This window comes from Romboutsia sp. CE17 (genome assembly GCF_012317385.1).
In the GTDB taxonomy this organism is placed as follows: domain Bacteria; phylum Bacillota; class Clostridia; order Peptostreptococcales; family Peptostreptococcaceae; genus Romboutsia_E.
The window spans coordinates 2751939-2775752 of the sequence record NZ_CP051144.1 but is presented as its reverse complement, the minus strand read 5'-3'; the positions used below and the strand labels follow the sequence as shown (position 1 = coordinate 2775752).

The window sequence follows — 23814 nt, the reverse complement described above, 5'->3', positions numbered from 1 at the left end:
ATCTTTCGATTAACTTATATTATTAAGTTATTTAGAGTTAATACTCTGAAAACTGCATATCATTTAGAATTTATCATTTAAATTGTGGTCAAGTCCTCGACCTATTAGTATCGATAAGCTAAATACATTACTGCACTTACACCTTCGACCTATCAACCAGGTAGTCTTCCTGGGGTCTTACCCTTACGGTGGGAAATCTTATCTTGAAGTCGGCTTCGCGCTTAGATGCTTTCAGCGCTTATCCATTCCGCACTTAGCTACCCAGCTATGCCCTTGGCAGAACAACTGGTACACCAGAGGTGCGTCCATCCCGGTCCTCTCGTACTAAGGACAGGTCTCCTCAAATTTCCTACGCCTGCGACGGATAGGGACCGAACTGTCTCACGACGTTCTGAACCCAGCTCGCGTACCACTTTAATGGGCGAACAGCCCAACCCTTGGGACCTACTACAGCCCCAGGATGTGATGAGCCGACATCGAGGTGCCAAACCTCCCCGTCGATGTGGACTCTTGGGGGAGATAAGCCTGTTATCCCCAGGGTAGCTTTTATCCGTTGAGCGATGGCCCTTCCATGCGGAACCACCGGATCACTAAGTCCGACTTTCGTCCTTGCTCGACCTGTATGTCTTGCAATCAAGCTCTCTTGTGCCTTTACACTCTACGTACGATTTCCGACCGTACTGAGAGAACCTTTGAGCGCCTCCGTTACTTTTTGGGAGGCGACCGCCCCAGTCAAACTGCCCACCTGACAGTGTCCCAAGACCAGATTCATGGCCTATGGTTAGAGTCCCAGTACTACAAGGGTGGTATCCCAAGGGTGACTCCACGCAAACTGGCGTTCACGCTTCATAGTCTCCCACCTATCCTGTACATGTAGTACCAAGACCCAATGTCAAGCTACAGTAAAGCTCCATGGGGTCTTTCCGTCCTGTCGCAGGTAACCGGCATCTTCACCGGTATTACAATTTCACCCAGTCTGTTGTTGAGACAGTGCCCAAATCGTTACGCCTTTCGTGCGGGTCGGAACTTACCCGACAAGGAATTTCGCTACCTTAGGACCGTTATAGTTACGGCCGCCGTTTACTGGGGCTTAAGTTCACTGCTTCGATTGCTCTAACAGATCCCCTTAACCTTCCAGCACCGGGCAGGCGTCAGCTCCTATACATCGTCTTGCGACTTAGCAGAAACCTGTGTTTTTGGTAAACAGTCGCTTGGGCCTATTCTCTGCGGCCTGCAAATGCAGGCACCCCTTCTCCCGAAGTTACGGGGTCATTTTGCCGAGTTCCTTAACAACAGTTCTCTGGCTGGCCTTAGGATACTCTCCTCACCCACCTGTGTCGGTTTGCGGTACAGGCACCTTTAACCTCGATAGAGACTTTTCTCGACAGTGTGAAATCAGCTACTTCGCTACTAAATTTCGCTCCGCATCACATCCTAGCATTATTCCTACGGATTTGCCTATAGGAACTGCCTCAATGCTTGCCCGTACATAACCAACAGTACGGTTAGCTTATCCTACTGTGTCATCCCATCTCTCAAACGGTTATTGGTGGTACAGGAATATCAACCTGTTGTCCATCACCTACGCCTTTCGGCCTCGGCTTAGGTCCTGACTAACCCAGGGCGGACGAACCTTCCCCTGGAAACCTTGGGTTTACGGCCTGTGGGATTCTCACCCACATCTCGCTACTCATGCCAACATTCTCACTCGTATACTGTCCACATGTCCTTACGGTCATGCTTCAACCTGCATACGAAGCTCCCCTACCCATCATAATGATGCCGTAGCTTCGGTAGTACGTTTTAGCCCCGGAAATTTTCGGCGCAGGATCACTCGACCAGTGAGCTATTACGCACTCTTTAAATGAGTGGCTGCTTCTAAGCCAACATCCTGGTTGTCTGTGCAATCCCACATCCTTTACCACTTAACGTACATTTAGGGACCTTAGCTGACGATCTGGGCTGTTGCCCTCTTGACTATGAATCTTATCACCCACAGTCTGACTCCCAAGTATAAGAATACGGCATTCGGAGTTTGATAGTCTTCGGTAAGTGCAATACCCCCTAGGACATTCAGTGCTCTACCTCCGCTTCTCTCAACCTTGAGGCTAGCCCTAAAGCTATTTCGGGGAGAACCAGCTATCTCCGGGCTCGATTGGAATTTCACCGCTATCCACAAGTCATCCCCGAGCTTTTCAACGCTCGTGGGTTCGGTCCTCCACGAAATTTTACTTTCGCTTCAACCTGCTCATGGATAGGTCGCCCGGTTTCGGGTCTACGCCAAGTAACTTAAATCGCCCATTTAAGACTCGCTTTCGCTACGGCTCCACACCTTAAGTGCTTAACCTTGCTACTTAACGTAACTCGTTGGCCCGTTCTACAAAAAGTACGCGGTCACACAAGAAATGTGCTCCCACAGCTTGTAAGTACAGGGTTTCAGGTTCTATTTCACTCCCCTCCCGGGGTTCTTTTCACCTTTCCCTCACGGTACTATGCGCTATCGGTCACTAGGTAGTATTTAGGCTTGGAGGATGGTCCCTCCTGCTTCCCACAGGGTTTCACGTGTCCCGTGGTACTCTGGATCATGTCTAAAGTCTTCTCGTTTCAGCTACAGGGCTATTACCTTTTATAGCGGAGCTTTCCAACTCTCTTCACTTACGATACCTCTTCGTTAATGACATGTCCGCAACCCCAACGAAGTAAACTTCATTGGTTTGGCCTGTTCCGCGTTCGCTCGCCGCTACTTACGGAATCGATTTTTCTTTCTCTTCCTCCAGGTACTTAGATGTTTCAGTTCCCCGGGTTCCCCTCGCTAAGCTATGTATTCACTTAACGATACTTAGACATTACTCTAAGTGAGTTTCCTCATTCGGAAATCTTCGGATCAAAGTTTACGTGCAACTCCCCGAAGCTTATCGCAGCTTATCACGTCCTTCATCGGCTCCTAGTGCCAAGGCATCCGCCCTGCACCCTTAATAACTTGACCAGTTATTAAAGTTTGTAATTTTAAAGACTTGTCTTGTCTATTTATAATTAAATGATGTCATATCACTAAATGTTATGCAGTTTTCAAAGTACTAATACATGCTAAAAAGCATGTTAATGGTGGAGATGAGGAGGATCGAACTCCTGACCCCTTGCGTGCAAGGCAAGTGCTCTCCCAGCTGAGCTACACCCCCATATTATTTTTTCAACAGGTTATATTATAATAACTTTGTCGATTCTTGTCAATATTTTTTTAAGGATTTTTAAGAACCCTCAAAATTAAACAGTAGGCAATTCTCCTTAGAAAGGAGGTGATCCAGCCGCACCTTCCGATACGGCTACCTTGTTACGACTTCACCCCAGTTATTGGTTTCACCTTCGACGGCCGCTTCCAAAAGGTTAGCTAACCGGCTTCGGGCGCCCCCAACTCCCATGGTGTGACGGGCGGTGTGTACAAGACCCGGGAACGCATTCACCGCAGCATTCTGATCTGCGATTACTAGTAACTCCAGCTTCATGTAGGCGAGTTTCAGCCTACAATCCGAACTGAGAATGGCTTTAAGGGATTAGCTCCGCCTCACGACTTGGCTGCCCTCTGTACCACCCATTGTAGCACGTGTGTAGCCCTAAGCATAAGGGGCATGATGATTTGACGTCATCCCCACCTTCCTCCAGGTTATCCCTGGCAGTCCCTCTAGAGTGCCCAACTTAATGCTGGCAACTAAAGGCAAGGGTTGCGCTCGTTGCGGGACTTAACCCAACATCTCACGACACGAGCTGACGACAACCATGCACCACCTGTCACTTCTGTCCCCGAAGGGAAATCTCCGATTAGGGAGAGGTCAAAAGGATGTCAAGCTTAGGTAAGGTTCTTCGCGTTGCTTCGAATTAAACCACATGCTCCGCTACTTGTGCGGGTCCCCGTCAATTCCTTTGAGTTTCACTCTTGCGAGCGTACTTCCCAGGCGGAGTACTTAATGCGTTAGCTGCGCCACCGAAGGGGGTAACCTCCGACAGCTAGTACTCATCGTTTACGGCGTGGACTACCAGGGTATCTAATCCTGTTTGCTCCCCACGCTTTCGTGCCTCAGTGTCAGTTACAGTCCAGAGAGCCGCCTTCGCAACTGGTGTTCCTCCTAATATCTACGCATTTCACCGCTACACTAGGAATTCCACTCTCCTCTCCTGCACTCAAGTTTCCCAGTTTCAAAGGCTTACTACGGTTGAGCCGTAGCCTTTCACCTCTGACTTAAGAAACCACCTACGCACCCTTTACGCCCAGTAATTCCGGATAACGCTAGCCCCCTACGTATTACCGCGGCTGCTGGCACGTAGTTAGCCGGGGCTTCCTCCTCAAGTACCGTCATTATCTTCCTTGAGGACAGAGCTTTACGACCCGAAGGCCTTCATCGCTCACGCGGCGTTGCTGCATCAGGCTTTCGCCCATTGTGCAATATTCCCCACTGCTGCCTCCCGTAGGAGTTTGGACCGTGTCTCAGTTCCAATGTGGCCGATCACCCTCTCAGGTCGGCTACTGATCGTCGCCTTGGTAAGCCGTTACCTTACCAACTAGCTAATCAGACGCGGGTCCATCCTATACCGCCGGAGCTTTGATAAGAAATCCATGCGAATCTCTTATGTCATCTCGTATTAGCGTACCTTTCGGTACGTTATCCGTGTGTATAGGGCAGGTTACCCACGCGTTACTCACCCGTCCGCCGCTCACCCCGAAGGGTTCGCTCGACTTGCATGTGTTAGGCACGCCGCCAGCGTTCATCCTGAGCCAGGATCAAACTCTCAAATAAAAGTTGTCCATCGCTCAGCTAATCATTATCTGAATATCTGGCTTGGTTGTTTGTGTTTAATTCTTAAAATCATTCGCCAACGTCTATTCTCTATGAGAATATCCCGTTGCTCAAAAAAAGAATTTAAGTTACATAAATTAACCTACTGTTTAATTTTCAAAGTTCTTAAAGTGGTGGACCATCAGGGACTCGAACCCCAGACCTACCGGTTATGAGCCGGGCGCTCTAACCAACTGAGCTAATGGTCCACTTTAATTTGGTGCCGAAGACCGGAATCGAACCGGTACGAGAGGTAAGTCCCGCAGGATTTTAAGTCCTGTGCGTCTGCCAGTTCCGCCACTTCGGCACTTAACGTGGCTACGTCTTACTCTCCCAGGAGGTTGCCCCCCAAGTACCATCAGCGCTAAAGAGCTTAACTTCTGTGTTCGGAATGGGAACAGGTGTATCCTCTTTGCTATAGTAACCACATTAAAGTGTTTTGTTTTTCAAAGACAAGTATTATATTAACATTTATTATTTGCTATGTCAATAGTTTTTATTATTTTTTAGAATTCTTTATCTAAAAAATAATAAGATTAATACTCTGAAAACTGCATATCATTTAGAATTTATCATTTAAATTGTGGTCAAGTCCTCGACCTATTAGTATCGATAAGCTAAATACATTACTGCACTTACACCTTCGACCTATCAACCAGGTAGTCTTCCTGGGGTCTTACCCTTACGGTGGGAAATCTTATCTTGAAGTCGGCTTCGCGCTTAGATGCTTTCAGCGCTTATCCATTCCGCACTTAGCTACCCAGCTATGCCCTTGGCAGAACAACTGGTACACCAGAGGTGCGTCCATCCCGGTCCTCTCGTACTAAGGACAGGTCTCCTCAAATTTCCTACGCCTGCGACGGATAGGGACCGAACTGTCTCACGACGTTCTGAACCCAGCTCGCGTACCACTTTAATGGGCGAACAGCCCAACCCTTGGGACCTACTACAGCCCCAGGATGTGATGAGCCGACATCGAGGTGCCAAACCTCCCCGTCGATGTGGACTCTTGGGGGAGATAAGCCTGTTATCCCCAGGGTAGCTTTTATCCGTTGAGCGATGGCCCTTCCATGCGGAACCACCGGATCACTAAGTCCGACTTTCGTCCTTGCTCGACCTGTATGTCTTGCAATCAAGCTCTCTTGTGCCTTTACACTCTACGTACGATTTCCGACCGTACTGAGAGAACCTTTGAGCGCCTCCGTTACTTTTTGGGAGGCGACCGCCCCAGTCAAACTGCCCACCTGACAGTGTCCCAAGACCAGATTCATGGCCTATGGTTAGAGTCCCAGTACTACAAGGGTGGTATCCCAAGGGTGACTCCACGCAAACTGGCGTTCACGCTTCATAGTCTCCCACCTATCCTGTACATGTAGTACCAAGACCCAATGTCAAGCTACAGTAAAGCTCCATGGGGTCTTTCCGTCCTGTCGCAGGTAACCGGCATCTTCACCGGTATTACAATTTCACCCAGTCTGTTGTTGAGACAGTGCCCAAATCGTTACGCCTTTCGTGCGGGTCGGAACTTACCCGACAAGGAATTTCGCTACCTTAGGACCGTTATAGTTACGGCCGCCGTTTACTGGGGCTTAAGTTCACTGCTTCGATTGCTCTAACAGATCCCCTTAACCTTCCAGCACCGGGCAGGCGTCAGCTCCTATACATCGTCTTGCGACTTAGCAGAAACCTGTGTTTTTGGTAAACAGTCGCTTGGGCCTATTCTCTGCGGCCTGCAAATGCAGGCACCCCTTCTCCCGAAGTTACGGGGTCATTTTGCCGAGTTCCTTAACAACAGTTCTCTGGCTGGCCTTAGGATACTCTCCTCACCCACCTGTGTCGGTTTGCGGTACAGGCACCTTTAACCTCGATAGAGACTTTTCTCGACAGTGTGAAATCAGCTACTTCGCTACTAAATTTCGCTCCGCATCACATCCTAGCATTATTCCTACGGATTTGCCTATAGGAACTGCCTCAATGCTTGCCCGTACATAACCAACAGTACGGTTAGCTTATCCTACTGTGTCATCCCATCTCTCAAACGGTTATTGGTGGTACAGGAATATCAACCTGTTGTCCATCACCTACGCCTTTCGGCCTCGGCTTAGGTCCTGACTAACCCAGGGCGGACGAACCTTCCCCTGGAAACCTTGGGTTTACGGCCTGTGGGATTCTCACCCACATCTCGCTACTCATGCCAACATTCTCACTCGTATACTGTCCACATGTCCTTACGGTCATGCTTCAACCTGCATACGAAGCTCCCCTACCCATCATAATGATGCCGTAGCTTCGGTAGTACGTTTTAGCCCCGGAAATTTTCGGCGCAGGATCACTCGACCAGTGAGCTATTACGCACTCTTTAAATGAGTGGCTGCTTCTAAGCCAACATCCTGGTTGTCTGTGCAATCCCACATCCTTTACCACTTAACGTACATTTAGGGACCTTAGCTGACGATCTGGGCTGTTGCCCTCTTGACTATGAATCTTATCACCCACAGTCTGACTCCCAAGTATAAGAATACGGCATTCGGAGTTTGATAGTCTTCGGTAAGTGCAATACCCCCTAGGACATTCAGTGCTCTACCTCCGCTTCTCTCAACCTTGAGGCTAGCCCTAAAGCTATTTCGGGGAGAACCAGCTATCTCCGGGCTCGATTGGAATTTCACCGCTATCCACAAGTCATCCCCGAGCTTTTCAACGCTCGTGGGTTCGGTCCTCCACGAAATTTTACTTTCGCTTCAACCTGCTCATGGATAGGTCGCCCGGTTTCGGGTCTACGCCAAGTAACTTAAATCGCCCATTTAAGACTCGCTTTCGCTACGGCTCCACACCTTAAGTGCTTAACCTTGCTACTTAACGTAACTCGTTGGCCCGTTCTACAAAAAGTACGCGGTCACACAAGAAATGTGCTCCCACAGCTTGTAAGTACAGGGTTTCAGGTTCTATTTCACTCCCCTCCCGGGGTTCTTTTCACCTTTCCCTCACGGTACTATGCGCTATCGGTCACTAGGTAGTATTTAGGCTTGGAGGATGGTCCCTCCTGCTTCCCACAGGGTTTCACGTGTCCCGTGGTACTCTGGATCATGTCTAAAGTCTTCTCGTTTCAGCTACAGGGCTATTACCTTTTATAGCGGAGCTTTCCAACTCTCTTCACTTACGATACCTCTTCGTTAATGACATGTCCGCAACCCCAACGAAGTAAACTTCATTGGTTTGGCCTGTTCCGCGTTCGCTCGCCGCTACTTACGGAATCGATTTTTCTTTCTCTTCCTCCAGGTACTTAGATGTTTCAGTTCCCCGGGTTCCCCTCGCTAAGCTATGTATTCACTTAACGATACTTAGACATTACTCTAAGTGAGTTTCCTCATTCGGAAATCTTCGGATCAAAGTTTACGTGCAACTCCCCGAAGCTTATCGCAGCTTATCACGTCCTTCATCGGCTCCTAGTGCCAAGGCATCCGCCCTGCACCCTTAATAACTTGACCAGTTATTAAAGTTTGTAATTTTAAAGACTTGTCTTGTCTATTTATAATTAAATGATGTCATATCACTAAATGTTATGCAGTTTTCAAAGTACTAGTTTGAGGAATAAACCCTCAAAATTAAACAGTAGGCAATTCTCCTTAGAAAGGAGGTGATCCAGCCGCACCTTCCGATACGGCTACCTTGTTACGACTTCACCCCAGTTATTGGTTTCACCTTCGACGGCCGCTTCCAAAAGGTTAGCTAACCGGCTTCGGGCGCCCCCAACTCCCATGGTGTGACGGGCGGTGTGTACAAGACCCGGGAACGCATTCACCGCAGCATTCTGATCTGCGATTACTAGTAACTCCAGCTTCATGTAGGCGAGTTTCAGCCTACAATCCGAACTGAGAATGGCTTTAAGGGATTAGCTCCGCCTCACGACTTGGCTGCCCTCTGTACCACCCATTGTAGCACGTGTGTAGCCCTAAGCATAAGGGGCATGATGATTTGACGTCATCCCCACCTTCCTCCAGGTTATCCCTGGCAGTCCCTCTAGAGTGCCCAACTTAATGCTGGCAACTAAAGGCAAGGGTTGCGCTCGTTGCGGGACTTAACCCAACATCTCACGACACGAGCTGACGACAACCATGCACCACCTGTCACTTCTGTCCCCGAAGGGAAATCTCCGATTAGGGAGAGGTCAAAAGGATGTCAAGCTTAGGTAAGGTTCTTCGCGTTGCTTCGAATTAAACCACATGCTCCGCTACTTGTGCGGGTCCCCGTCAATTCCTTTGAGTTTCACTCTTGCGAGCGTACTTCCCAGGCGGAGTACTTAATGCGTTAGCTGCGCCACCGAAGGGGGTAACCTCCGACAGCTAGTACTCATCGTTTACGGCGTGGACTACCAGGGTATCTAATCCTGTTTGCTCCCCACGCTTTCGTGCCTCAGTGTCAGTTACAGTCCAGAGAGCCGCCTTCGCAACTGGTGTTCCTCCTAATATCTACGCATTTCACCGCTACACTAGGAATTCCACTCTCCTCTCCTGCACTCAAGTTTCCCAGTTTCAAAGGCTTACTACGGTTGAGCCGTAGCCTTTCACCTCTGACTTAAGAAACCACCTACGCACCCTTTACGCCCAGTAATTCCGGATAACGCTAGCCCCCTACGTATTACCGCGGCTGCTGGCACGTAGTTAGCCGGGGCTTCCTCCTCAAGTACCGTCATTATCTTCCTTGAGGACAGAGCTTTACGACCCGAAGGCCTTCATCGCTCACGCGGCGTTGCTGCATCAGGCTTTCGCCCATTGTGCAATATTCCCCACTGCTGCCTCCCGTAGGAGTTTGGACCGTGTCTCAGTTCCAATGTGGCCGATCACCCTCTCAGGTCGGCTACTGATCGTCGCCTTGGTAAGCCGTTACCTTACCAACTAGCTAATCAGACGCGGGTCCATCCTATACCGCCGGAGCTTTGATAAGAAATCCATGCGAATCTCTTATGTCATCTCGTATTAGCGTACCTTTCGGTACGTTATCCGTGTGTATAGGGCAGGTTACCCACGCGTTACTCACCCGTCCGCCGCTCACCCCGAAGGGTTCGCTCGACTTGCATGTGTTAGGCACGCCGCCAGCGTTCATCCTGAGCCAGGATCAAACTCTCAAATAAAAGTTGTCCATCGCTCAGACTAATCATTATCTGAATATCTGGCTTGGTTGTTTGTGTTTAATTCTTAAAATTATTCGCCAACGTCTATTCTCTATGAGAATATCCCGTTGCTCAAAAAAGAATTTAAGTTATATAAATTAACCTACTGTTTAATTTTCAAAGTTCATTTTCTCGACTTATTCATCTTACCAAGTTTTTCACTCTTAGTCAAGACTTTCTTTCGATTTTTTATCCGTATCTATCGGACAAGTAATAATGTACCATCAATTAAACAGTAGGTCAATATGTTTTTTATATATTTTTATATATTTTTTTCATATTCTTTTCTAAGCTTATCAACAATCTTTCTTTCTAACCTCGATACAGTCATCTGAGATATATCCAACTCCTTAGCTATTGTCGATTGAGTTTTATCTAAGAAGAATCTATCTTTAAATATTTTTATTTCTAATTCATTTAATGTTTCCATAAATTTATTTATAAAATCACTATTCTCTATATCATTAAAATTACTTTCTTCTTGACCAATTTTATCAATAAGAGTTATATCCTTATCTTCAGAATCGTCATTACTTGAAGCATCTAATGAAATAGGTTGGTATCCATAAGACGCTTCCATCGCTTCTAAAATATCTTCTTCTGTACACCCTAAATACTCAGCTATATCCTTTGCTTTTGGATGTTTTTTGCTTTCTTGTTCTAAAATTAGCTTAGCTTCACTAATTTTTTTACTCAGTTCTTGAACTCTTCTAGGTACCCTTAAAGTCCATACTTTATCTCTAAAATACTTCTTTATTTCACCTACAATAGTTGGAGTTGCAAAACTAGAAAATTCAAATCCTTTTTCAACATCGTATCTGTCAATAGCATATATTAAAGCTAAGGATGCCACTTGGTATATATCTTCAAACTCAACACCCTTATTAATATACTTTCTTGCTAGCAAATTTACTAAATATAGATGTCTTTCAACCAAAATATTTCTTATTTCTCTATCTTTATTTTTACTATATATCTTGAACAACTCTTTGTTATCCATATTTAGGTAATCAGTAGCATTAGCTACATTCTTCATTAATTATCAACTCCTAAATATTTAGTCATTTTTATTGTCGTTCCTTTGTTGTCTTCTGACTCAATACTTACTTCATCCATTAAAGTTTGTATTATAAATATACCTAATCCATTTTCTTTTGGATTTTCTAAATCAGGATTACCTAAACAGTCTACATCACAGCCCTTACCATTATCTTTAATTTCTATATTAAGCCCATCTTTTAATATATTAAAAGTTATATAAAATTTATCATCAGAACTATGTTTTATAGCATTTGTACAAGCTTCTGATACTGCAACTTTCATATCCTCTATATCATCTATTGAGAATCCAATTTTATTTGCTATTCCTGAAGTTGTTAATCTTATAATTCCAACATATTCTGGATTCGCCGTGATTTCCATTTTTATACATTCACAAGTCAAAACCTATCCCTCCACCTTAAATATTTTATCTAGACCTGTTATATTAAAAATTTTTCTAACATTGCTTCTAGGGTTTACTATGTATATTTCTTTATTTCCCACTTTAAGCTTCTTTAAAACACCAATCATAACACCTAATCCTGTTGAGTCTATATATTCTAAGTTTTCTAGGTTTATTTTCATATCTAATATTTCTTTATCTGCCAGTCCATGTAAATGCTCCTTTAGTTTATCGGCTGTAGATACATCTAATTCTCCTTCTAAATTTACACTCCAAAACTCTTCTTGATTGTTTAATACAGAATTTATATTTATTGACATTGAAAAGCCTCCTCCATATTTACTTTCTAAAAATTCTAAATATCTTAAGAACGTTACTCATTTTTGTAACTAGTTCTATAATCTCATCTATGTTTTTTGTTATAGATGCAGCATTGTCTATTATATCTTGAATATTTCTTTCATTGTAGTCAATCAATCTATTTGCTCTTTCTACAACTTTAGTCGTACTATTTAAAAGTCTAGCCACATATATAGCTATAATTAAAGCTGAGGCTCCAAATAAAACAGCTCCAACTTGCCACCCCATCGCATTCATTAATTATTCTCTCCCTCATCACCAAAAGTTCTGCTTATTATTATTTCATCTTCTGATATTTTTATATTATCTTCATCAGAATCCTCTGTAAGTAATGCGATTTTTTCTCTAACATCTTCAATTGTTTCATGTAGAACATCTTTTGGATTTTCTCTTACTTCATCAAATTTTTCCTTAGCTTCTTTTCTTAACTCAGATCCTTTTTTAGGTGCAAAGAATAATCCAGCTATAAATCCTAATATTGCTCCTATAAATAAAAACTTGCCGCCTTTTCTACTCATTATAACTTCTCCTCTCTCTTTATATATACATATCTAAATTATACCTAAGTTGCCTAAATTATACAAAAAGAATAGGATAAAATCCTATTCTTCTTCCATATTTATTTTAGCAATTGAGACTACATTAACTTCATCATCAGTTTTCATTAGTTTCACACCACTTGTTACTCTTCCAAATATAGATATATCTGCTACTCTTAATCTAATAAGAACTCCATCAGAGTTTATTATCATAATTTCATCATCTTCATTTACCATTTCTGCTCCGACAATCTTACCTGTCTTTTCGCTGTTATTGTAAGTTTTAATTCCCTTACCAGCTCTTATTTGGCTTCTATATTCGTTTATATCTGTTCTTTTTCCTAGTCCGTTTTCACTTACTACAAGTAAATCAGTTCCTTCATCACTAAGACTCATAGATACAACTTCATCATCACCTGATAATGTTATACCTTTGACACCCATAGCAGTTCTACCCATAGGTCTTATATCATTTTCATTAAATCTTATTGACATACCATCTTTAGTAACTAATATAACTTCTTTATTTCCATCTGTAAGCTTAACGCCTATTAACTCATCATCAGCTCTTAATCCTATAGCTATTAGACCTGATTTGTTTATATTCTTAAACTCAGTTCTCTTAGTTCTTTTTACTATACCCTTCTTAGTTGCTAATAATAAGTCTTTATCTGTATCTTTTGTATCTATAGCGAGTAATGTAGCTATTTTTTCACCAGGTGCTAGTTGAAGTAAGTTAACTATTGCAGTTCCTTTAGATTGTCTCTTTCCTTCTGGAACTTCAAATGCATCTAACCTAAATACTCTACCTTTATTTGTGAAGAATAGTAATCTACTGTGAGTAGTAGTAGTTATAAGATGTTTTACAAAGTCTTCTTCTCTTGTAGTAAGAGCAGAAACTCCCCTACCTCCTCTTTTTTGACTCTTATAAGTATCTGATGGTAATCTCTTTATATAACCAAAGTGAGTAAGTGTTATAGTTATTTCTTCATCACTTATAAGGTCTCTCATATCTATTTCACCTTCAGCATGTCTTATTTCAGTTCTTCTTTCATCAGCATACTTTTCTTTTATTTCTAACATTTCTTTTTTAATTACGTTAAGAAGTAATTTTTCGTCTGCTAATATAGCTCTTAATTTTTCTATTTTCTTAAGTAGCTCTTCATATTCGGCATCTATCTTATCTCTTTCTAAGCCTGTAAGTCTTTGAAGTCTCATATCTAATATAGCTTGTGCTTGTACTTCACTTAGATTGAACTTTTCTATTAATCCAGCTTTTGCTTCAGCTGCAGTCTTAGATGCTCTTATTAAATTTATAACTGCATCTATATTATCTAGTGCTATTTTTAAACCTTCTAATACATGAGCTCTAGCTTCAGCTTTATTTAAATCGAATTTAGTTCTTCTTGTTACAACATCTTTTTGATGCTCTAAGTAGTAGTATAATATTTGTTTAAGGTTTAATACTCTAGGTACTCCATTAACAAGAGCAAGCATTATTATACTGAATGTATCCTCCATTTGAGAATGTTTATAAAGATTATTTAATACTATATTGGCATTAGCATCTCTCTTTAGTTCTATAACAATTCTCATACCATTTCTATTACTCTCGTCTCTTAAGTCAGATATTCCTTCTAACTTTTTGTCTTTAACTAACTCAGCTATTCTTTCAACTAATTTAGCTTTATTTACTTGATATGGTATTTCAGTTACAACAATTTGTTGTCTACCCTTTGTTAATTCTTCTATGTAAGCTCTAGCTCTAACCTTAACTTTACCTCTACCTGTTCTATATGCATCTGCAATATTTTCTTTTCCCATTATAATTGCTGCAGTTGGGAAATCCGGTCCTTGTATATTTTGTATTAAGTCCTCAACCGTACATTCTGGATTATCTATTAATTGTATTGTTGCATCTATAACTTCACCTAAATTGTGAGGTGGTATAGATGTTGCCATACCAACTGCTATACCATTAGATCCATTTACTAAAAGATTTGGAAATCTTGCTGGTAATACTAATGGCTCTTTTAAAGATTCATCAAAGTTTGGTCCATAATCTACAGTTTCTTTTTCTATATCTCTAAGTAATTCTAAAGATAATTTACTCATTCTTGCTTCGGTATAACGCATTGCCGCTGGTGAGTCACCATCTACAGAACCGAAGTTACCGTGACCATCTACTAAAAGTCCTCTTGTAGAGAAATCTTGAGCCATCCTTACCATAGCTAAATAAACTGCACTATCACCATGTGGATGGTACTTCCCTAGGACATCCCCAACTATACGGGCAGATTTTCTGTATGGCTTATCTGGTGTTAAGTTTAATTCATTCATAGAATAAAGTATTCTTCTATGAACAGGCTTTAAACCATCTCTTACATCTGGAAGGGCACGACCTGCTATAACACTCATAGCATAGTCTATATATGACTCCTTCATTTCTTTTGAAATTTCTATAGGGATTATTCTGTTATTTTGTTCTTCCATTTAAAATTTTCCCCTTTCTTATATATCTAAGTTTCTAACGTATTTAGCGTTAGTTTCTATAAATTCTTTTCTAGGAGCTACCTTATCTCCCATAAGCATAGAGAATACTTCATCCGCAATTACTGCATCTTCTATAGATACCTGTAGTAAAGTTCTAGTTTCTGGATTCATAGTTGTATCCCATAATTGCTCTGCGTTCATCTCTCCAAGACCTTTATATCTTTGAAGCTCTACACCTTGTCTACCAATTTCATCTAATAAAGTATTTAATTGTGCATCAGAATAAACATAGTATTCTTTCTTTTGCTTTTTAACTTTATATAAAGGTGGTTGTGCTATATACACATATCCTTCTTCTATAAGAGGTCTCATATATCTGAAGAAGAATGTCAATAATAACGTTCTTATGTGAGCACCATCGACATCGGCATCGGTCATGATTACAATCTTATGGTATCTTAACTTTTCTAAATCAAAATCATTTCCTACACCACACCCATACGCAGTTATCATATTCTTTATTTCATCAGAAGATAATATTTTATCTAATCTAGATTTTTCAACATTAAGTATTTTACCTCTTAATGGTAATATTGCTTGAGTATGTCTATCTCTACCTTGTTTAGCAGAACCACCGGCAGAATCCCCTTCGACTAAGAATATTTCACTCTTCGCTGGGTCTTTTTCAGCACAGTCAGCTAATTTCCCAGGTAATGAAGTACTTTCAAGCACACTCTTTCTTCTAGTTAATTCTCTAGCTCTTTTTGCAGCTTCTCTCGCTCTTTGAGCTCTAAGACCTTTATCAACTATTATTCTAGCTGTAGTTGGATTTTCTTCTAAGAAAGCACCTAACTCTTCTACAGTTACACCATCAACTATACTTCTCATTACTGTATTTCCAAGTTTAGTTTTAGTTTGTCCTTCGAATTGTGGTTCTGGAAGCTTAACAGATATAACAGCTGTAAGTCCTTCTCTTATATCTTCACCTACTAAGTTAGGTTCACTATCTTTGATTAGTTTATTTCTTCTCGCATAATCATTTATAGTTTTTGTAAGGGCTGTTTTAAATCCACTTAAGTGAGTACCACCCTCGTGAGTATTTATATTATTAGCAAAAGAATATATGTTCTCTGTATAACCATCAGTATACTGCATAGCCAATTCAACTACACAATCTTTTACCTTTTTATCTATATAAACTATGTCCTCATGTATACCTGTTCTACTTTTATTTAAGTATTTTACATACTCAACTAATCCACCTGTATAGTAAAATTCTTTTTTCTTAGGACTTTCACTTCTCTTATCTTCAAATACTATTTTTATGCCTTTATTTAAGAATGCTAATTCTCTAAGTCTATATTCTAATGTTTCATACTTGAATTCTATTTCATCAAATATTGTTGCATCAGGCATAAATGTAATTATAGTTCCAGTATTAGTCGACTCTCCTACAGGTTCTAATGCAGATGTAGTTACACCTTTAGCATAAGTTTGTTTATATATCTTTCCATCTCTGTGTACTTCAGCAACTAACCATTCTGATAAAGCATTAACTACAGAAACACCAACTCCGTGAAGACCACCAGATACCTTGTATCCTCCTCCACCGAATTTACCTCCTGCATGAAGAACCGTTAATACTGTTTCTAATGTAGATTTTCCAGTTTTAGGATGTATCTCTACTGGTATACCTCTACCATCATCTTTTACAGTTATACTTCCATCTTCATTTATGCTTACGTATATTTGTGAACAATAACCTTGTAATGCTTCATCTATACTGTTATCTACGATTTCATAAACTAAATGGTGTAAACCTCTTGGACCAGTTGAACCAATGTACATACCAGGTCTTTTTCTAACGGCTTCTAATCCTTCTAATACTTGTATCTGACTTGCACCGTATTCTTGTTTCATTTAGTACCCTCCATTCTCTATGCTAACAACATTTCCTTGATTTATATTAAAAATAGTTGTATTGCTTTCATTAAATATTTTTTTATGTGAAACCTCTGCTGTAGTAATAAACATTTGAACTAAACTTAGGTTTTCTATAAGAAGCTTTTGTCTAGTTTCATCTAATTCACTAAAAACGTCATCTAAAATCAAAATAGGATATTCTCCTACTTCATTTTTTATTAACTCTATTTCTGATAATTTTAATGATATTGATGCCGTTCTTTGCTGACCTTGTGAACCATAAAGTCTAACATCTAAATCATTTATAAATATATTTAAATCATCTTTGTGTATTCCATATCTAGTAGTTCTCGTTTCTATATCATGTTCTCTACTAGATGAAAGTTTATCAAAAAACTTTTTATACACTGTTTCTAATGTATCTTCATCAGATATATTAATTTGATTTTTATAATTTATATTTAAGTCTTCAATTCCATCTGTTAGCTTTTTATGCATTTCCATAGATATATTAGCTATTTTTTTTATAAAATCTCTTCTAAGTATATAAATATAACTTCCATATCTTGCCAGACTTTCATCATAAACGTCTAGTAAGTTTCTATCTACAAAATTACTTTTTAAAAGCTTATTTCTTTGAAATAATATTTTATTATAATTAGTAAGATAGTTATAATACTTAGGTATTATTTGACTAATTTCTTTGTCTATAAATGCTCTACGTTCTTTAGGTCCCTCTTTAACTAATTTTAAATCTTCTGGTGAAAAGATTACTACATTCAAATTTCCTAATAATTCATATATCTTCTGAATATGTACTTTATTTATCTTTACACCCTTTTTATTTTTTCCAATAGCAATCTCTATCAAGTAGTCAGAATTGTATTTAGAAAAACTTCCTCCTACATATAAATTTTCTTTTCCAAACTTTATAACTTCTTTATCTTTATTAGTTCTAAATGATTTTCCAAAAGATAGCATGTAAATAGATTCTACTATATTTGTCTTACCTTGACCATTTCTACCTACTAAAAGATTAATTCTTTCATTGAAATTTATATGCAGGTTATCATAATTTCTATAATTAACTAATTGCAAAGTCTTTAGTCGCATAAAAGGTTCTCCTTTTTACACTACTTTGATTTTTTGACCTTCAACTTCAACCACATCTCCTGGTCTTATTTTCTTTCCTCTTCTAGTTTCAACTTCACCATTTACTTTGACAACACCTTCTTGTATTAAAAATTTTGCGTGTCCACCAGTTGAGGCAAAGTCAACTAATTTAAGGAATTGATCTAATTTTATATATTCAGTATCTATAGTTATTTCCATCATGTTGACTCCTCCTATTTTTCTCTTTATATTATTCTTTCAATATTCCGTTAAAAATATATTATATCATAAATTTACTAACTAGTATAATTTACTGATAAAAAACCCAACTTTAATGAGTTGGGCTTGTGTCAATTCTATATATTTGATGATATTCTTACTGGCAGTAATAAGTATGTGTACTTAACTTCATCAGCAGGCTTTATTATACAAGGATTAACATTTGTAGTAAATTCTATAAATATTTCTTCGCTATCAATGTTTTTTAATCCTTCTAAGAAATATCTAGAGTTAAAAGCTATGTCTAAATATTCCCCTTCTAATTCTAATGAAACTTCTTCATATACATTACCTTTATCTGTATTTGATGTTATAGCCATTGAATTATCTCTTATACTTAGTTTTATAAGATTATTTTTTTCAGCTTGAGATAAAAGCGATGCTCTTTCTATACTATTTAGAAGGTCTCTAGTTTTTAATTTTATTTTAGAGTTATACTCTCTAGGAAGTAATTTTTTATAATCTATAAAATCTCCCTCTAAAAGTCTCGTAATTATTTTCGTATCTTCAATTATGAAAATTGCATTTTTATCATCAAATCCTAATCTTACGTCTTCTTCTGAAGATAATAAGCTATTTACATCAGTTAAAGTTTTTCCTGGAATTATAACTTTAGCATTATTTATTGCATTGTCAATAGAGCAGCTTCTAACAGCTAATCTATATCCATCAATAGCAACTAGACTTATGTTTCCATCTACCATCTCTAATAGCTCACCCATTAATATTGGTTTTGTTTGATCTTGTGATGTTGCAAAAACTGTTTGCTTTATCATATTTTTAAGTAAGTCTTGAGGTATGCTATATAAATCTTCTTCTTTAACTTCAGGCAATCTAGGAAACTCTTTAGCACTTTCTCCTTTTATTTTAAATCTAGAATTAACGCAATTTATATAAACATTATTTTCAGTATCCGTTTCTATTTCAACAAATGAATCTGGTAATTTTCTAATTATATCTCCAAATAATCTTGCATTTACTACTATTTCACCTTCTTCTATTACTTCTGACTGAGCATATGTTTCTATTCCTATTTCTAAATCATATCCAGTCAATTTCAATTGATCATGTTTCGCAGTTAATAATAACCCTTTTAATAATTCTAAAGTTGCTTTTCCATTAATAGCTTTTTGAGCTATTCCTATTTTATGAGCTAAAAGTTTTTGATTACAAATTATTTTCACTGTGGATAACCTCCTCTTGCATTTTATACAAAAAAATAAATAAAAAAATTAGTAGTAATAGTAGTAGGTGTTGTTGATAATGTGCATAAGTGTTTACGCGCTAATAAAGTCAAAGATATTAACATGTGTACAAAATGTTAATATCTTTGTTAGTTTTTGTAGAATATATTGTTAGTAAAAAATAGACAAAAATCTTATCAACAAATTATTAGAACGATATTAACAGACAAATGTGTATAATATTAGCCTTTTAATTCGGACATAATTTTATCTATTTTAGCTTTTATGTCATCATTTTCTTGTATATCTCTTGAAATCTTGTCATGAGCATGAATAACTGTAGTATGATCTCTTCCTCCAAATTCCTCACCTATTTTAGGTAGAGATAAGTCTGTTAGTTCACGACAAATATACATAGCAATTTGTCTTGGATAAGCTATGGATCTTGTTCTTTTTTTAGAATTAAAGTCTTCCATTTTTATATTAAAAACATTTGAAACTTTTTCTTTTATTCTATTAACTGTAATTTCTTCAGTTTTAGAAGTAGTTATGATGTCTTTTAGTGCTTCTGTAGCAAGATCAAAAGATATATGTCTGTTTGTAAGAGAAGAATAAGCGACAACTCTTGTCAGGGCTCCTTCTAATTCTCTTATATTTGATTTTATATTTTTGGCAATATAAGTCATTACTTCATTTGGAACATCTATACGCTCCATTTGAGCTTTCTTTCTAAGTATTGCGATTCTAGTTTCGAAATCTGGGGCTTGAATATCTGTTATAAGACCCATTTCGAATCTTGATCTTAATCTATCTTCTAATGTAGGTATTTCTTTTGGAGGCCTATCACTAGATATGATTATTTGCTTATTTGCTTCATGTAATGAATTAAATGTATGGAAGAACTCTTCTTGAGTACCTTCTTTACCTGCTATAAATTGAATGTCGTCTATTAAAAGTACATCTACATTTCTATATTTATTTCTAAATTCTTCATTTCGATCATTTTTTATAGAATTTATAAGTTCATTTGTAAATTTTTCAGAAGAAACGTAAACAACTTTTGGATCCTTTTTTTCAGTTAATATATGGTGCCCAATTGCATGCATTAAATGTGTTTTTCCTAATCCAACACCTCCATATAAAAACAGAGGATTGTATGCTTTTGCAGGGGATTCAGCAACAGCTACGCAAGCTGCATGAGCAAATCTGTTACTATTACCAATAACGAACGTATCAAAAGTGTACTTAGGATTTAAATTAGGATAATTCTTCTTTATATTAGAAGGTTTATTATCTTCTTCGTCTAAGCCTTCAACTTCTGATTCGTTTAATACAAACTTTACGTTGTATTTTTTTAATGAGAACTGATTTATTGAACCTTCTATCAGAGTTAAGTATCTATCTTCTAGTATGCTTTTTGTAAATTCATTAGGAACTAGAAGAATTAAATCATTTGAGTAAATTTTTAAAGGAACTATTTGCTTAAAAAAAGCATTAAAGCTAGGACGAGAGAGTTCGCCTTTTATTAATTGTAGTGTCTTGTCCCATAAAGAAACTATATCCATAATGTAAACCTCCGAACAAAATAATTAACATTTTCCACAAAGTTATTAACAAAAATTAAAAAAATCTATATAAATAAAAATGAATATTTAAAGTTATGGATAATGATGTGGATAATATAAAATAAGTCAAATTTAATCGTAAAAACTAAAAGATATAAACAATATGTATATAAAGTTATAAATAGTATAAATTAATAATAAATGACATTATAACTAAAGTATTGTCGTATGATTTATAAGTTATACACATTTATATCCACAGCTTGTGAATAAAATTGAAATAGTTGATAAATTTATTAACATTATCAACAGGTATATTAATAATATCAGAATATATGCCAAACTTCAATATGATATGAGGAATTTATCCACAGTATTATGATATTGTTGATAAAAATACACACAGATATAAAATCTACTGTTTTTTATACGAATATAGATATTATAATAAGAAGCTTATGTACATTTGTATAAATAGAACGAATTTTTTGTGTATATAACACCCCAAAAACACGTTGACAACTAAAATAAAAGCATTTATAATTGTATGTGTTATGTTTACTTTGAGGGTAAAGTTGTTATTTTAATAATAAAGTATAAAAATAAAACGGAAAAAATCTGAAAGGCGGTGCAAATAGAATGAAGAGAACTTATCAGCCAAAGAAAAGACAAAGAAAGAAAGAACATGGATTCAGAAAAAGAATGAAAACTTCTAACGGAAAAAACGTGTTAAAAAGAAGAAGAGCTAAAGGAAGAAAGAGATTAACTCACTAATAGCTAAAAGGGCCGCTTAAAAGTGGCCTTTTTGTGTAGAAAAATAGTAGAAGCTGTGTTTATGGAGGATAAAATATGGACTTTAATAGAACACAAGGTTTAAAAAAAGACTCTGATTTTAGAAAAGTATATAAACACGGCAAGTCTTTTGCAAGTAGATATCTAGTAATGTATATACTAAATAATAAATCAGAAAATAGTCGTATTGGAATATCAGTATCAAAAAAGGTAGGAAAAGCGATTATAAGAAATAAGGTAAGAAGAAGAATCAAGGAAGCCTATAGATTGAATATAGATGAAAACGTTAAAATCGGATATGACATAGTTTTTATTGCAAGAGTTGCTATAAAAGATGCTGAATATAAAGATATAGAAAAATCTATGAAGCATCTTGTTAAAAAAGCAGAAATGTATATATAAGGTACATATGGGGTATTGTATCGTGGAGGTTTTCAAGTTGAACAAAATAATGTTTATAATGAAGGAAATAGGTACATACTTATCGAAATTATGTATTTGTTTAATAAAATTATATCAGAAGTATATCTCCCCTCTAAAGGGACCTACTTGTAGATTTTATCCCACTTGTTCGCAATATTCTATAGAGGCATTTAAAAAGTATGGTTTATTTAAAGGTATGTATCTGACAATAAAGCGAATATTGAAATGCCATCCTTTTCATCCCGGAGGTTATGACCCTCTAAAATAAAAGATACTCTAGGAGGTATAGAGAATTGAACATAATTGGTAATTTATTAGGTCATGTTTTAAGAGTTATTTATGAGATTGTGCAAAATTACGGATGGTCAATAATAGCATTTACAATACTTGTGAAAATATTATTATTACCACTTACAATTAAGCAAACTAAGTCAACTAAGGCAATGCAAGATATTCAGCCAAAGTTACAAGAAATACAAGAAAAGTATAAGGATAAGCCAGAAAAGCAACAACAAGAGATAATGAAATTATATCAAGAAGCTAAGATAAATCCATTAGCAGGATGTTTACCATTATTAATACAAATGCCAATAATAATAGGTTTATTCAGTGTTTTAAGAGATCCTGTAGCTTATGGTGTTTTCACAAATGAAGCAGCATTCAAGGTAGCAGATACAGGATTTTTATGGTTATCAAGCTTAACATCAACACATCACATTGAAATGGGTATACTTTCAGGAGTAAGTGCTTATGTAATGCAAAAAATTATGACTCCTCCAGATCAAGCAGAGGGGCCAATGAAGACTATGACTTATGTTATGGCAGCAATGTCATTCTATTGGGGTTACACATTCACAGCAGGTCTTGCATTATACTGGACAGTAAGTAACTTGTTCTCTATAGCACAATATTACTTAGTAATGAATCCTTTAAAAGCTAAGCTGGCTAACTCTAAGGAGGAAGTAATAAATGAAACGAAGCCTAAGTTTAAAAAGTAAAACAAAGGAAGAGGCTATAATTTCAGCATTAGAGACATTCAACAATGAAAATTTAAATGTAGTTGAGGGAGATCTTGAGGTTGAAGTATTAGAAGCTCCAAGTAAAGGTTTTTTAGGTTTTATAGGTTCTAAAGAAGGTACTTATAAAATAACAGTAGTAAAAGAAGATGAAATTGATATAGCAAAAAAGTTTGTAAAGAATATACTAAAGAATGCAAATATTGAAGCGACTGTAAATGTTGCACAAGAAGATAATCTAATAAAGGTTAGTATAGAAGGCAAAGAAGCAGCTTGCTTAATAGGAAGAAGAGGAGAAACTCTAGATTCAATTCAATTACTAACAGGACTAGCACTTAATAAAATAAATAAAGATTCAAGCTTAAGAGTTCTTGTAGATATAGAAAATTATAGATCTAAAAGAGAAGAATCTTTAATAAAATATGCAAATAAAGTTGCTAGAGACGTTAAGAAAACTAAGAGAACTAGAAAATTAGATTATATGAATCCTTATGAAAGAAGGATTGTACATTCAGCACTTCAAAATGATAAGTATGTAATTACTTATAGTGAAGGAACTGATCCATACAGAAGATTAGTTATAGAATATAAAAGATAAAATTTAGCCTCCTATAGTCATAGGGGGTTTTATTTTTGCAATTTATTTTATATAATGTAAAGATTAAGGAAACAATTAAGATAATGTAG

General features: G+C 37.7%; 16 protein-coding genes, 3 tRNA genes and 5 rRNA genes. 5 read left to right on the top strand and 19 right to left on the bottom strand.

Features of this window, described 5'->3' with window-relative positions; genetic code table 11:
- Window positions 1-84: 84 nt before the first annotated feature.
- From HF520_RS13300 to dnaA, 19 genes are all read right to left on the bottom strand, one after another.
- Window positions 85-2986: ribosomal RNA gene (locus HF520_RS13300) — 23S ribosomal RNA — on the bottom strand.
- Window positions 2987-3103: 117 nt separating this feature from the next.
- Window positions 3104-3179 (bottom strand) — tRNA-Ala (locus tag HF520_RS13295).
- A 110-nt stretch (window positions 3180-3289) separates the two neighbouring features.
- Window positions 3290-4790 (bottom strand): 16S ribosomal RNA (locus tag HF520_RS13290).
- 171 nt (window positions 4791-4961) lie between these two features.
- Window positions 4962-5038: transfer RNA gene (locus HF520_RS13285), tRNA-Ile, on the bottom strand.
- A gap of 9 nt (window positions 5039-5047) precedes the next feature.
- Window positions 5048-5136: transfer RNA gene (locus HF520_RS13280), tRNA-Leu, on the bottom strand.
- A 5-nt stretch (window positions 5137-5141) separates the two neighbouring features.
- Window positions 5142-5258 (bottom strand): 5S ribosomal RNA (gene rrf, locus HF520_RS13275).
- A gap of 154 nt (window positions 5259-5412) precedes the next feature.
- Window positions 5413-8314, bottom strand: a 23S ribosomal RNA gene (locus tag HF520_RS13270).
- 142 nt (window positions 8315-8456) lie between these two features.
- Window positions 8457-9957, bottom strand: a 16S ribosomal RNA gene (locus HF520_RS13265).
- The 16S, 23S and 5S rRNA genes sit together here with 3 tRNA genes alongside, the layout of an rRNA operon.
- A 301-nt stretch (window positions 9958-10258) precedes the next feature.
- Window positions 10259-11032 (bottom strand): SigB/SigF/SigG family RNA polymerase sigma factor, encoded by a 774-nt coding sequence (locus HF520_RS13260; RefSeq protein ID WP_168574439.1) that lies wholly within the window; start codon window positions 11030-11032, stop codon window positions 10259-10261.
- Window positions 11032-11439, bottom strand: a complete 408-nt coding sequence (locus tag HF520_RS13255) for an ATP-binding protein (protein WP_243155153.1) — start codon at window positions 11437-11439, stop codon at window positions 11032-11034. Before HF520_RS13255 ends, HF520_RS13260 begins: the two co-directional genes overlap by 1 nt.
- A gap of 3 nt (window positions 11440-11442) precedes the next feature.
- Complete coding sequence (locus HF520_RS13250) at window positions 11443-11760, bottom strand: STAS domain-containing protein (RefSeq protein WP_168574438.1); 318 nt, start codon at window positions 11758-11760, stop codon at window positions 11443-11445.
- Between the two features lie 19 nt (window positions 11761-11779).
- A complete protein-coding gene (locus tag HF520_RS13245; RefSeq protein WP_168574437.1) occupies window positions 11780-12037 on the bottom strand; it encodes a DUF948 domain-containing protein in 258 nt (85 codons plus the stop codon).
- Window positions 12037-12318, bottom strand: coding sequence for a YtxH domain-containing protein (locus HF520_RS13240; protein WP_168574436.1), 282 nt, complete (start codon window positions 12316-12318; stop codon window positions 12037-12039). The genes HF520_RS13245 and HF520_RS13240 overlap by 1 nt, the downstream gene beginning before the upstream one ends.
- An 84-nt stretch (window positions 12319-12402) precedes the next feature.
- On the bottom strand, window positions 12403-14832 hold the full coding sequence (gene gyrA, locus HF520_RS13235) for a DNA gyrase subunit A (protein ID WP_168574435.1): 2430 nt from the start codon (window positions 14830-14832) through the stop codon (window positions 12403-12405).
- A gap of 18 nt (window positions 14833-14850) precedes the next feature.
- Complete coding sequence (gene gyrB / locus HF520_RS13230) at window positions 14851-16752, bottom strand: DNA topoisomerase (ATP-hydrolyzing) subunit B (RefSeq protein ID WP_168574434.1); 1902 nt, start codon at window positions 16750-16752, stop codon at window positions 14851-14853.
- Entirely contained in the window at window positions 16753-17868 is a 1116-nt protein-coding gene (recF, locus tag HF520_RS13225; protein WP_168574433.1) for a DNA replication/repair protein RecF, read from the bottom strand. It lies immediately after the preceding gene.
- A gap of 15 nt (window positions 17869-17883) precedes the next feature.
- Window positions 17884-18090: a S4 domain-containing protein YaaA gene (yaaA, locus tag HF520_RS13220; RefSeq protein WP_168574432.1), complete on the bottom strand. Its 207-nt coding sequence runs from the start codon at window positions 18088-18090 to the stop codon at window positions 17884-17886.
- A 134-nt stretch (window positions 18091-18224) separates the two neighbouring features.
- The gene (gene dnaN / locus HF520_RS13215; RefSeq protein ID WP_168574431.1) at window positions 18225-19331 is read right to left on the bottom strand and encodes a DNA polymerase III subunit beta; all 1107 of its coding nucleotides are present in this window, start codon (window positions 19329-19331) and stop codon (window positions 18225-18227) included.
- A gap of 242 nt (window positions 19332-19573) precedes the next feature.
- A complete protein-coding gene (dnaA, locus tag HF520_RS13210) occupies window positions 19574-20896 on the bottom strand; it encodes a chromosomal replication initiator protein DnaA (protein ID WP_305848759.1) in 1323 nt (440 codons plus the stop codon).
- Between the two features lie 639 nt (window positions 20897-21535).
- On the opposite strand from dnaA, the gene rpmH reads away from it, so the two are divergent.
- From rpmH to jag, 5 genes are all read left to right on the top strand, one after another.
- Window positions 21536-21670 carry a 50S ribosomal protein L34 gene (gene rpmH, locus HF520_RS13205; protein WP_021428024.1) on the top strand — a complete coding sequence of 45 codons (135 nt, stop codon included), beginning with the start codon at window positions 21536-21538 and terminating at the stop codon, window positions 21668-21670.
- A gap of 75 nt (window positions 21671-21745) precedes the next feature.
- A complete protein-coding gene (gene rnpA / locus HF520_RS13200; protein ID WP_168574430.1) occupies window positions 21746-22090 on the top strand; it encodes a ribonuclease P protein component in 345 nt (114 codons plus the stop codon).
- A 49-nt stretch (window positions 22091-22139) separates the two neighbouring features.
- Window positions 22140-22379 (top strand): membrane protein insertion efficiency factor YidD, encoded by a 240-nt coding sequence (gene yidD, locus HF520_RS13195; protein WP_442970755.1) that lies wholly within the window; start codon window positions 22140-22142, stop codon window positions 22377-22379.
- A gap of 25 nt (window positions 22380-22404) precedes the next feature.
- Entirely contained in the window at window positions 22405-23109 is a 705-nt protein-coding gene (locus tag HF520_RS13190; RefSeq protein ID WP_168574428.1) for a YidC/Oxa1 family membrane protein insertase, read from the top strand.
- The gene (gene jag, locus HF520_RS13185) at window positions 23081-23725 is read left to right on the top strand and encodes an RNA-binding cell elongation regulator Jag/EloR (protein ID WP_168574427.1); all 645 of its coding nucleotides are present in this window, start codon (window positions 23081-23083) and stop codon (window positions 23723-23725) included. The genes HF520_RS13190 and jag overlap by 29 nt, the downstream gene beginning before the upstream one ends.
- Window positions 23726-23814: the final 89 nt, after the last annotated feature.